The sequence below is a fragment of the Halomonas gemina genome (assembly GCF_023554995.1).
In the GTDB taxonomy this organism is placed as follows: Bacteria; Pseudomonadota; Gammaproteobacteria; order Pseudomonadales; family Halomonadaceae; genus Halomonas; species Halomonas gemina.
The window spans coordinates 1-11,126 of sequence record NZ_JAMJPK010000014.1 but is presented as its reverse complement, the minus strand read 5'-3'; the positions used below and the strand labels follow the sequence as shown (position 1 = coordinate 11,126).

The 11,126-nt window shown below is 46.2% G+C and carries 10 protein-coding genes; 9 read left to right on the top strand and 1 reads right to left on the bottom strand.

Annotation, left to right across the window (positions count from 1 at the left end; translation table 11 throughout):
* Nucleotides 1-106: 106 nt before the first annotated feature.
* The 9 genes from M8009_RS18765 (at nucleotide 107) to M8009_RS18730 (ending at nucleotide 8,454) form a co-directional block, all read left to right on the top strand.
* Nucleotides 107-918, top strand: a protein-coding gene (locus M8009_RS18765) for an IS5 family transposase (RefSeq protein ID WP_250063993.1) whose coding sequence is annotated in 2 segments (ribosomal slippage) — nucleotides 107-407 and nucleotides 407-918 — 813 coding nt in all. Because the reading frame shifts where the segments join, the coding sequence is not laid out codon by codon here.
* 17 nt (nucleotides 919-935) lie between these two features.
* Nucleotides 936-1,301: a hypothetical protein gene (locus M8009_RS18760; RefSeq protein ID WP_250063991.1), complete on the top strand. Its 366-nt coding sequence runs from the start codon at nucleotides 936-938 to the stop codon at nucleotides 1,299-1,301.
* Between the two features lie 57 nt (nucleotides 1,302-1,358).
* Nucleotides 1,359-2,462, top strand: coding sequence for a glycosyltransferase family 4 protein (locus M8009_RS18755; RefSeq protein ID WP_347709852.1), 1,104 nt, complete (start codon nucleotides 1,359-1,361; stop codon nucleotides 2,460-2,462).
* A 180-nt stretch (nucleotides 2,463-2,642) separates the two neighbouring features.
* Complete coding sequence (locus M8009_RS18750; protein WP_250063987.1) at nucleotides 2,643-3,662, top strand: glycosyltransferase; 1,020 nt, start codon at nucleotides 2,643-2,645, stop codon at nucleotides 3,660-3,662.
* A 7-nt stretch (nucleotides 3,663-3,669) separates the two neighbouring features.
* The gene (locus M8009_RS18745) at nucleotides 3,670-4,800 is read left to right on the top strand and encodes a glycosyltransferase family 4 protein (protein ID WP_250063985.1); all 1,131 of its coding nucleotides are present in this window, start codon (nucleotides 3,670-3,672) and stop codon (nucleotides 4,798-4,800) included.
* On the top strand, nucleotides 4,797-5,432 hold the full coding sequence (locus M8009_RS18740; protein ID WP_250063983.1) for a sugar transferase: 636 nt from the start codon (nucleotides 4,797-4,799) through the stop codon (nucleotides 5,430-5,432). The genes M8009_RS18745 and M8009_RS18740 overlap by 4 nt, the downstream gene beginning before the upstream one ends.
* Nucleotides 5,335-5,805: an ATP-grasp domain-containing protein gene (locus tag M8009_RS19400; protein WP_430886936.1), complete on the top strand. Its 471-nt coding sequence runs from the start codon at nucleotides 5,335-5,337 to the stop codon at nucleotides 5,803-5,805. The genes M8009_RS18740 and M8009_RS19400 overlap by 98 nt, the downstream gene beginning before the upstream one ends.
* 694 nt (nucleotides 5,806-6,499) lie before the next feature.
* On the top strand, nucleotides 6,500-7,702 hold the full coding sequence (locus tag M8009_RS18735; RefSeq protein WP_250063981.1) for a DegT/DnrJ/EryC1/StrS family aminotransferase: 1,203 nt from the start codon (nucleotides 6,500-6,502) through the stop codon (nucleotides 7,700-7,702).
* 122 nt (nucleotides 7,703-7,824) lie between these two features.
* Nucleotides 7,825-8,454 carry an acetyltransferase gene (locus M8009_RS18730; RefSeq protein WP_250063979.1) on the top strand — a complete coding sequence of 210 codons (630 nt, stop codon included), beginning with the start codon at nucleotides 7,825-7,827 and terminating at the stop codon, nucleotides 8,452-8,454.
* 81 nt (nucleotides 8,455-8,535) lie between these two features.
* On the opposite strand, the gene M8009_RS18725 is transcribed toward M8009_RS18730, so the two are convergent.
* On the bottom strand, nucleotides 8,536-10,557 hold the full coding sequence (locus M8009_RS18725; protein ID WP_250063977.1) for a polysaccharide biosynthesis protein: 2,022 nt from the start codon (nucleotides 10,555-10,557) through the stop codon (nucleotides 8,536-8,538).
* Nucleotides 10,558-11,126 lie beyond the last annotated feature (569 nt).

Here is an 11,126-nt window from a genome sequence, read left to right as displayed (position 1 = left end):
TAGGGTTTCACCCATGGCGAGTGGTCCTCTTGAATCGTGTTCTGCCAGGAACATCTTGATTCTACAAGAGAAAACCACTCGCCATCTTCATTTTCAGCCCTGCCTCATGAATAAGCCGGGGTCACCGCCGCAGGCGACGGGGCGCCCCCGCCGCGATGACCGCCAGGTGTTGAACGGTATCTTCTGGATCCTTTGCTCGGGCGCCAAGTGGCGCGACCTCCCGGAGCGTTACGGCCCTTGGAAAACGGTCTATGACCGATTCCGACACTGGCGAGATGACGGCACATTCGAGGCGATCCTGGCTCGCCTACAGCTTCGGCTGCGAGAGGATGGCCTGATGGACCTGGATACGTGGATGATCGACTCGACATCGATCCGCGCCACCCGGGCCGCCTCTGGAGGTGGCAAAAAGGGGGACAGCAAGAACCCGTAGACCATGCCCTGGGACGGAGCCGAGGCGGGCTGACGACCAAGATTCACATGGTATGTGATCGATATGGGTGGCCACTGACCTTCACCTTGTCGCCGGGTCAAGACTCGGACACCCAGCACTTCATCCCGACCATGGAGCATGTCCACCTGCCTGGTCCCGTAGGAAGACCGCTCAAGCGCTGCCGCTTCATCGTGGCGGATAAAGGCTATGACAGTGATCCACTACGCCGCTACAGTGACCGACACCGAATGAAGCCCATCATTGCCAGGCGCAAGATGAAGCGAAAGCCGCGCCCTGGTGCGCCGAGGGGCTTTGACAAACCCCGGTATCGCGACAGGAACATCATCGAGCGCTGTTTCGGGTGGATCAAAGAGTTGCGCCGGGTCTGCACGCGATACGACAAATTGGCCAGCAGCTTCAGGGCCATGGTATGCCTGGCGTGCATAGATCGCTGCCTGCGGGCAGACTTTTCGGACAAAACCTAGGGGGTCTATACAGGAAAATGTCTGATGAAATGGAGAGATATTCTAAAGAATTTCCAAGATTCAAACTAATAAAGTTTGAAGATATTGTTGATCGACCTTTCGAGGTTTCAAAAGAATTAAATAACTTCCTTGATATGCCCCCGACTGAATTAAACAAATTACGATTTAAATCAAAAAAAATACTAGATAATGATGGAGGTCACAGAACCAAGTATGGGGATGAAAACAAAAAATATTGGGTTGATAAGGATGATGTAGAAAAAATTATTGATAAGAACATTAACAACAAACAAATAAAAGGACAATCTGGTGAGCTGATCGAAAAATTCAATCGAGACTCAGGTCGTGCATTTGATTTCTTTCAATACTCCAAAATCTGGTAATTTTAAGAGTTTATGGGTATAATTGTATTCAATATTGGAGTTGATGAGTGACTTGCTATGAATATTACATATATCGCAGCATATAAAGCTTCCTTTCCTTCTCGACAAGCCAACAGTATACATATGATGAGGATGTGTGAGGCAATGTCCGAGCTTGGTCATGAGGTCACGTTGTATATTCGCTATCAAGGTTCATCTATCCAAGAGATATTTAATTTTTACGGAATTGAACAACGTTTTACAATCATACCAATAACTTCCTACCTTCCTAAAATTGATCGTATTGAGCATGCATTAAAAAGTGTCTTCAATGCCCGAAAAGGGAAAGTTGATCTTATTGTCAGTCGCTCAGCCATCCCTTCAGCCTTAGCAGAAGTTCTAAATATTAAATTTGTGTTTGACGCTCATGGGCCTGTATGGGAGAAAAATATAGTAGAACAACTGTGTTTCAAAAAAATAATAGGATCTAAAAATATAAAAAAAATGACAGTAAACTCAAGTGCTCTAAAGCAGCTTTATATTAACAAAGGCCTTGTACCAGAATGTGGGATTCTGGTTGCAAATAATGGCGCTGTAATCAGTCAAGATGTTAAGTCGGATATTATATGGCCGGGACGTCAGGATGCATTGCAGGTTGGCTATACAGGGCATCTATATCAAGGTCGCGGTGTTGATATCGTACTGAAATGTGCAGAAGTATTGAGTTGCTGCGACTTTCACCTGATAGGGGGCACCGATGATGATATTGACTATTGGAAGTCAGGCACAGATCTTCCGAACGTATTCTTTCATGGTTTTGTTAGGCCATCCGAAGTGGCAAGCTATCGACAACATTGCGACCTGCTTCTTGCACCTTATCAGAGCAGTGGGGTTTCGATGGCTGGTGGGTCGGGGGATCAAAGTGCCTACATGAATCCCATAAAAGTAATCGAATACATGTCGAGTGGTAAAGCCATAATTGCTTCTGACATCCCTGCTGTCAGAGAGGTTATACCACCTGATGCTGCATTGTTTGCAGTACCTCATGATTATAATTCTTGGGTATCATGTATTGAAAGAATGATGGAATCAAGTTTTCGTGAATCAATGGCAAAAAGATCATCTTTAAATTTTGACGATAGCTATACATGGCAATCGCGAGCTAAAAAGTTAATTCATTGAAATTCCTTACTTAGCTTAAGACTATCAATAAACTGAAGCCAGAAATAAATATTTTATTTTAATTAAGGCTGCTACATGCATGTTCTACATGTAATTATTGGTACTAATAATGGTGGTGCTCAATCGACGTTGTGTCGGCTATGTTTGGGAGACAAAGTCAACACCCATACTGTTGTATCCATGATGGACGAAGGAAAATATGGCAAAATTCTGAGAGATAAAAATGTTTCTGTTCATTGCCTCGGAATGAAGAGGGGGAAACTGTCAATTAAAGGTTCCCGAAAGTTATGGATGTTGATTAAAGATTGTAAGCCGGACGTAGTTCAAACCTGGATGTACCATGCTGACCTGTTTGGCGGCATTGTGGCGCGCTTTTCAGGTGTAAAAAACGTCTGCTGGGGGATACGTCATTCAACGTTAGATTTTAGCAATAGTTCACGGTCAACGATTTATGTTGCAAAAGTATGTGCTAAGTTTTCACATTGCATCCCTCGAAAGATTATATGTTGTGCCCATAAGGCAGCTGAGGCACATACCTCTTTAGGTTACGATAATAGTAAATATGAAATTATTGCAAATGGATATGATTTCTCAAAGCTTTTTCCTGATCCATCGATTCGCGAGTCACTGAGATATGCATTAGGAGTCAATTCTACAGCATTTCTCATCGGTATGGTTGGACGATTTTGCTCTGACAAGGATCACAACAATCTATTGGAATCGCTTTCAAAACTTAAAGCTAGAGGTGTTTCTTTTAGATGTTTGTTAATTGGAGAGGGCATGGATGCGAGTAATGAGAATTTATTATCTTTAATCAATCATAATGGTATTGGAGAGCATGTGTATTGCCTAGGTCAAAGGGACGACATTCCGGGAATAATGAATGCACTTGATCTTCATGTTCTTTCTAGTTCAAGTGAAGCATTTCCAAACGTATTGGCCGAAGCCATGGCCTGTGGAACACCTTGTGTATCTACTGATGTGGGTGATGCGGCCTTGATCGTTGGCAAGACTGGTTGGATAGTAGAACCTAAAAACAGTACTGAACTATGTAATGCTATTGTGGCTGCTTCAGGAGAGCGTATCAATCAACCTGATGAATGGATTAGGCGCAGACAAGCTGCTTCTGAACGTATTCGCTCTAAATTTTCTTTAGATAAAATGATAATGTCCTTCAATGAAGTATGGAAGTGTCGATAATATTGCCATGAAATTTCTCTTGATTGCAGGATCACCAAATTCCTTGATCAACTTTAGAGGCCATTTACTTGATGCACTTGTCGCCTCTGGGCTTGAAGTACATGCTGCTTCACCTGATTTATCGTCTAATAGTACTGTTCGGTATCAGTTGGAGGAAAAAGGAGTCCACGTGCACGATATATACATCAACCGCACGGGAATCAATCCCCTGAGTGATATCAAGACATTCCTGGGTCTACTGCTATTGATATGGCAGATCAAGCCCGACTATGTATTGGGTTATACTATAAAGCCTGTGATATACGGATCTTTAGCCGCGGCATTTGTACGCGTGCCAAATAGATATGCTCTTATTACGGGGTTGGGCTATTCTTTTTCAGATCAACTCGGGAGTAGCCAAAAACAGCGATTTGTTCGAAATCTTGTGGAGCGGCTTTATCGGCTAGGTTTGCGAAAATCGCGCAAGGTTTTTTTTCAGAATCCAGATGACGAAGCCCTTTTCAGAGAATACAGAATTATTGACCTGAAGGTACCATCTATTGTCGTGAATGGCTCGGGTGTAGATACACAACATTTTGCGCCTCAGCCGTTGCCGGACTCCCCAAGATTCTTGTTGATTGCTCGACTTCTGGCAGACAAGGGTATCAGGGAATTTGTCGATGCAGCTTATATCATTAAAAAAACATATCCTCATGTTGTCTTTACCTTGGTCGGCGATATAGATATCAACCCGAAATCAATTACTCGAAAGGAACTCGATGGCTGGATCAAGGAAGGAAGAATAGATTATCTTGGAAAGTTGAAAGATGTTCGTATGGCAATCGCTGGAGCGAGTGTTTTTGTATTACCTTCATTCTATCGGGAGGGCGTTCCGAGAACTATATTAGAAGCCCTATCGATGGGGAGGGCAGTCATTACAACAGATACGCCTGGTTGTCGAGAAACTGTTATTGAGGGAGTCAATGGTTATTTGGTTCCGATAAAGAATGCAGAAAGTCTTGCTGATGCCATGAAGAGCTTTATTGAGCAACCAAGAAATATTGAAAAGATGGGAAGGCGTTCCCGTGAAATTGCCGAACAAAAATATGACGTTCATAAAGTAAATGGCGTAATGTTAAAAGAGATGGGGATTATATGATTAAACGTTTTTTTGATATTGTGATTTCGTCGCTCACATTGGTTACGTTGCTTCCATTAATTTGCGTTATTGCCCTGTTGGTCCGTTTTAATCTAGGGTCACCAGTACTATTCTGCCAAACTCGCCCCGGTTTACATGGCAAGCCATTTAGAATGTTTAAATTTCGTACAATGCTCAACACAACCGATAATACTGGTGAACTTTTGCCAACTGACCGTCGCATCACGCGATTTGGTAGATTTCTGAGGTCAACCAGCTTGGATGAGCTACCAGAGCTATGGAATGTTTTGAAAGGTGATATGAGTCTTGTGGGCCCTAGACCGTTGCTCATGGATTATTTGCCACTATATAGCGTCGAACAGTATCGCCGCCACGATGTGCGGCCCGGCGTTACTGGGTGGGCTCAAGTTAATGGACGAAACACCCTAAGCTGGGAGCAGAAATTTACTTACGATGTATGGTATGTTGACAATCAATCTCTTTTTTTAGATTTGAAAATTATGATGTTGACCGTCTGTAAGGTTGCATCCAGAGATGGTGTTTCTGCGCAGGGTCATGTCAGCATGCCGCGTTTCCGGGGAGGTGAAACATCATATTGTGGAGATATCAAACCCAATGACTCTAAAAAATAATGTCCTGATTCTCTCAGCAGGTCGTCGAGTAGAGCTCGTTCAGTCCTTCCAGAGGGTCTTGCGTCGATATTTTCCCGATTCCTCTGTACTAACTACCGATCTCGATCCGGCTCTCTCAGCGGCATGCCAAGTCGCTGACCATTATTTTTCTTCACCCCCGGCTAATAATCATGAATATATTGTTTTTTTGATTGAACTATGTCAAAAAGAAAATGTTGGTATCGTGATTCCCACTATCGTTACAGAATTGTTCTCCCTATCTCATCATCGTGCTCGATTTGTGTCGGTAGGTACCCATGTGATCATTTCCGATGAATCTCTCGTGGTCGCATGCCGAGACAAGCGTTTAATGCCTCAGGTTTTTCTTCTTTAGATATTGATCAACCTGATATTTTAGATAGAAGTAAACTCGTATTTCCCTGTTTTTGTAAACCTTATGATGGAAGTGGCAGTGTTGGTGCTTAGATATTGGAGGGACCGGGTATGTTTAACCGCGATGTCCTGGAAGATGAAAAAAACATGTTCATGGAAATAATTGGCGAAGATTACCAAGAATATACAGTCGATGTCTATTACACATGAGGCGGTCAGCTACGTTGCTTAATACCCAGACAGCGACTGGAAGTGCGTGGGGGCGAAATCAGTAAAGGAGTTACCCGTCGAAATCATGTTTGACTATTTGCGGGATAGGCTTAATCGGCTTGAAGGCGCAAGAGGGTGTATAACATTACAAGTTTTTTTAATCCGGTTACTCAAGATATCAAGGCCCTGGAGATCAATCCTCGTTTCGGCGGTGGGTTTCCCCTTTCTCATTCAGCTGGTGCCGATTATCCCGATTGGTTGTTATGTGAATACCTCTTGGAGAAGGATATCCCCTTCTTTGATGCGTGGCAAACCGATCTGTTGATGCTTCGCTATGATGCTAAGGTCATCGTAAATTGTTCGCAGTGTATGGGATATTTTCTTGCACATTCGCGAATGTTCTTATACTGTTAGTTCGGTATTATTTATTGTTATTTTGGATTAAAAGTAATCTTTTATTAATATTTTAATCGGGGTGTTTCTTGATGCAAAATATCTCATTTTCTTCCTGGCCCTGTTACTCTAATGATGAAGCTGAAGCGGTTCAGAGAGTTCTGCTTTCTAACAGGGTCAACTATTGGACTGGTGACGTAGGGCGTGAATTCGAGCGTGAGTTTGCTCGAGCCGTAGAAAGTGAATATGCCATCGCGGTCGCTAATGGAACGGTTGCCTTGGAGTTGGCACTGAGAGGGCTGGGGATAGGGGCAGGTGACGAGGTGATTGTGACCTCGCGTACCTTTCTAGCTTCTGTTTCATGTATTGTTGCTGTTGGTGCCGTACCGATATTTGCCGATGTTGAGCGCGACTCTCAGACTGTATCGCTGGCTACCGTATCAGGGAAAATCACCTCGCGCACGCGTGCAGTTATCGCCGTTCACTTGGCTGGCTGGCCCTGCGAGATGGATGAACTGATGACGCTATCGCGTCATGGTATCCATGTCATCGAGGACTGTGCCCAAGCTCATGGGGCACGGTACCGTGGGCGAAGCGTAGGATCGATTGGTGAAATCGGTTGCTGGTCTTTTTGCCAAGACAAGATTATCACCACCGGTGGGGAAGGGGGCATGGTCACTACCAACAATGCCGATGTTTGGCGGCGCATGTGGGCCTATAAAGACCATGGTAAGAGTTGGGAGGCCGTCTATGAACGTGAACATCCTCCCGGCTTTCGCTGGGTGCATGAGAGCTTTGGTACGAACTGGCGTCTCACGGAGATGCAGGCAGCCATCGGGCTGATCCAGCTTAGGCGATTGCCAGAGTGGAGTGTCAAGCGCCGTGCCAATGCCGAGCGAATCTGGAGCACCGCTCGAACCTGTCTCGGCTTGCGTGTGCCCGACATTCCCATACATGTCGAGCATGCCGCCTATAAGTGTTATGTCTTTGTAGAACTGTCGAAACTGAAACTTGGGTGGAGCAGAGACCGAGTCATTGCCGAGATCACCTCACGTGGTGTGCCCTGCTATTGTGGATCTTGTTCTGAAGTCTACTCTGAAAAAGCATTTGAAGGGACTGGTTTGCAACCAGATATCCCGTTGCCGGTAGCTAGGGAACTTGGCGAGACCAGTCTTATGTTTCTTTGTCATCCTACTCTGACCGATGAGGAACTCGACAAGACTTGTAGGGTGTTGGCACAGGTGATGGCGGAGGCCACCGGTGCGTTAATGACTTCGACGCAGATAAGTCAATGATGGCCAGAGGCATTATGGCATTTCATGATCCTCGAATCTCAGTATTATCATTCGAGTTATGCAGGATTGTCATGTAGAAAAAGTATCCTAGATTGAGTTGATGTTCTGGAGGACGATCCTTTATGCAAGTACTAGCCATACTAGGCGCCGGAGGGCATGGAAAGGTCGCTGCCGACTGTGCCGAACTTTCCGGTTGGCAGGAGATACACTTCTACGATGATGCTTGGCCTGAAAAATCTTCGGTCGAACATTGGCCAGTACATGGCAATAGCCGGAGACTTCTTGCTAGGGTTGGCGACTATGATGCTGCCTTTGTCGCTATTGGTGACGGCAAGCGACGCAAGGGAAAAAGTGATGAACTTAAGCAATGCGGTTTCAATCTAGCAAGCTTGGTGCACCCCTCTGCCGTCGTGAGTCGGTATGCGACGTTGGGAGAGGGCTCAATGGTCGTCGGTGGTGCCGTTATAAATGCCTTCGCACATCTTGGCAACGGCTGCGTGATCAATACCGGTGCCACCGTCGGTCATGATTGTGTGTTGGGCTTCGGTGTCCATGTGGCGCCAGGTGCCAATATCGCTGGGCACGTTGTCATTGGTGACTATTCTTGGATAGGAATCGGCGCGAAAATAATTCAAGACATCCGGGTGGGGGCGGACGTTACGATTGGTGCTGGGGCAACGGTCATCACTCATCTTCCCCAAGGGGTAACTGTCGTCGGCACTCCGGCTCGCCCGTCAGTGCGACATCAATAGTATAATAGAAGCTCGATGTCCAGTTTTGATATCCGGAACATTGGCGTTGTGATTTCTCCATAGAGTAATTTTAATTATTCGTTATTTACCAGGGGAAGCTACAGGTCTCAAATTACCATCCGCTGATAGCGGTGCATAGCTTTTCTCGTGAGTTTCGGCAACAGATTCGGTTGCATGCGAAGAGTGATGCTCGGGCTGGCGATCTCGCCATAACAGGTCCGCGATCTTGCTCTGGGGGGTGTACGCGGTCGGCGCCTCGCACAGCAGCTCGCGGATGCGCTCGTGTTGCATTGTCTCGGTCGCTTGATGCAACTGTTCCAGATAGGCTTCCAGTCGCGACCAACCCCAGGCCACTTCGTTGGCAGTCATGATTCTCGGGTGTGTTGTCTTAGTGACCCCTTCACCAAGCAGCAACTCCTCATAGAGTTTTTCCCCGGGGCGTAACTGGCTATAGACGATTTCGATATCTCCCTCTGGGTTTTCCGGTGTCACTAATTCAAGTCCAGAAAGGCTTACCATCTCCGCAGCCAAGTCATAGATTCGTACCGGTTCACCCATGTCGAGTACAAATACATCGCCGCCACGTCCCATGGCACCGGCCTGGATTACCAATTGAGCGGCCTCGGGAATGGTCATGAAGTAACGGGTAATATCGGGATGTGTCACCGTGATTGGGCCGCCTTGGGCGATCTGCTTGCGAAATAGCGGTACCACCGATCCTGAAGATCCCAGGACGTTGCCAAAACGGACCATGCAGAAGCGTGTGGTGTGCTGTTCGGTAGCAAGCGCCTGGCAGATCAGTTCGGCCAGGCGCTTGGTGGCGCCCATTACATTGGTAGGACGTACTGCCTTATCGGTAGAGATTAAAACGAAAGTTTCCACGCCGGTGGCAATGGCAGCTTGAGCGGTCTGCAAAGTGCCAAAGACGTTGTTGCGAATCCCCTGTACGCTGTTGTGTTCGACCATCGGTACATGCTTGTAAGCTGCAGTATGGTAGATGGTCTGTACCCCGAAGGTACGCATTACCGACTCGAGGCGAGAGCGGTCTTGAACCGATCCCAGTAGTGTCTTGATCGACACCGATATATCGGCCTCTTTGGCGAGTTGCTGTAGTTCTTGTTCGAGACGATACAGCGAGTACTCGCAGATCTCGAATAGAAGCAATTCGCGGGGCTGTTGATGAAGTACCTGACGGCAAAGCTCGGTACCAATCGAGCCCCCGGCTCCGGTCACCAACACCACCCTGTTGCGGATATTGGCATCCAGTAGCGCTTGGTCGGGGGGGACGGGGTCGCGGCCCAGCAGGTCCTCGATCATGATGTCACGAATCTCGTTGATCCTGGCTCTCCCGGAGATGACGTCGGCCATTCCGGGAATGGTCTGCACCGGCGTGGATAATGTCTCGAGCATTTTCATAATTTCTCGGCGACGTGCTCGGGGAGCGCTGGGCATGGCCAGGAGTATGCGCTTTACACCATAATTATTGATCAGTCGTGATAGTTCTTCGGGAGCGTGAACTTTGAGGCCTTCTACGAAGGTGCCGTGCATGCCGCGCCAATCATCAATGAAGGCCACCGGCGAAAAGTTAGGGTCCTTGCGCAATGAGGTGGCAAGTTGGGATCCAGCAGAGCCGGCTCCGTAGATGATCACCCGAGTCTTGTATCGCATCATGCTGTGCAGATAGAGACTTCGCAGGAATAAACGTAATCCGCCCAGCAGAAACAAGGCGATCATGGCATAGATCATCAGCGCCGATATGGGGAGGGTGACGCCCTGCAACGTTGCTGTTGCCGAGATCACTAAGGTAGAAAGCAGAACACCAATGGAAAGTGTCTTGAGAATTTTGAGTCCTATGTAGCGAATCAGGGAACGATAGAAACCAATCTTAAGAAAAATGATAAGACTGAGAGGAACGCTTAATATCAAAATATCTACGATACGGGCGTCAATAAGCAGAGAAAAGCTATCCTGCTTTAGTAACAGTGCGAGGTAAAAACTTATTGGTAATAAAAGAGTGTCTGCCAGCATCTGGATGATACATTTTTTCTTGCGTGAGAGGCGGAGAGCGCGCTGTAGTATCTTTCTGATTAGTTTTGTACTCATTCCTTTGACTCCCCTGAGTATGATGTTATCCCTTGTGTTATTCTCTATCTATATCAAAGAAATAAGTTGACTATCCAATAACGTCCTGTCTATATCCCCTGCGCTAGGCGTGATAAATAGTTAAATTCTTTTGATTTTATGGTGACTATTTTTTATATATGGTCATAAGTTACAGCTAACTTTTTAATAATCCCTGTTTTTTCGATCAGCAATGTAAAATAATGTATCTATCGGTCCAATTGTATATTTCCTGCCCATGTTTGCCAAGGTTAAAGTTCTGATATTATATATATATTGTATAATGTAAAGGTATGGAATGTTGGTGCTGTTAATATAATCAGAAGTGGTCGTTAATCTAAAGATCCGATTCAAGGTTTTTAATGTTTTTTCGTTTATTATGCTTATATTCTTAATGAATAAGTGTGAGAAAGATCCTGATCGTGGTAAGCGGCCGGTGAACACACCTTACGCGGGAGGCCCTGGCCGGCCACATTAGGTGCCCATCTATTAATAAGTGGGCACCTATCCATGACGTCCCCAAGTACCGAACGTGAGATCCGTCGTCGCCG

Coding starts and splice junctions, on each gene's coding strand:
- M8009_RS18760 (WP_250063991.1), top strand. CDS start 936: ATGTCTGATGAAATGGAGAGATATTCTAAAGAATTTCCAAGATTCAAA.
- M8009_RS18755 (WP_347709852.1), top strand. CDS start 1,359: ATGAATATTACATATATCGCAGCATATAAAGCTTCCTTTCCTTCTCGA.
- M8009_RS18750 (WP_250063987.1), top strand. CDS start 2,643: ATGATGGACGAAGGAAAATATGGCAAAATTCTGAGAGATAAAAATGTT.
- M8009_RS18745 (WP_250063985.1), top strand. CDS start 3,670: ATGAAATTTCTCTTGATTGCAGGATCACCAAATTCCTTGATCAACTTT.
- M8009_RS18740 (WP_250063983.1), top strand. CDS start 4,797: ATGATTAAACGTTTTTTTGATATTGTGATTTCGTCGCTCACATTGGTT.
- M8009_RS19400 (WP_430886936.1), top strand. CDS start 5,335: ATGGTGTTTCTGCGCAGGGTCATGTCAGCATGCCGCGTTTCCGGGGAG.
- M8009_RS18735 (WP_250063981.1), top strand. CDS start 6,500: ATGCAAAATATCTCATTTTCTTCCTGGCCCTGTTACTCTAATGATGAA.
- M8009_RS18730 (WP_250063979.1), top strand. CDS start 7,825: ATGCAAGTACTAGCCATACTAGGCGCCGGAGGGCATGGAAAGGTCGCT.
- M8009_RS18725 (WP_250063977.1), bottom strand. CDS start 10,557: ATGAGTACAAAACTAATCAGAAAGATACTACAGCGCGCTCTCCGCCTC.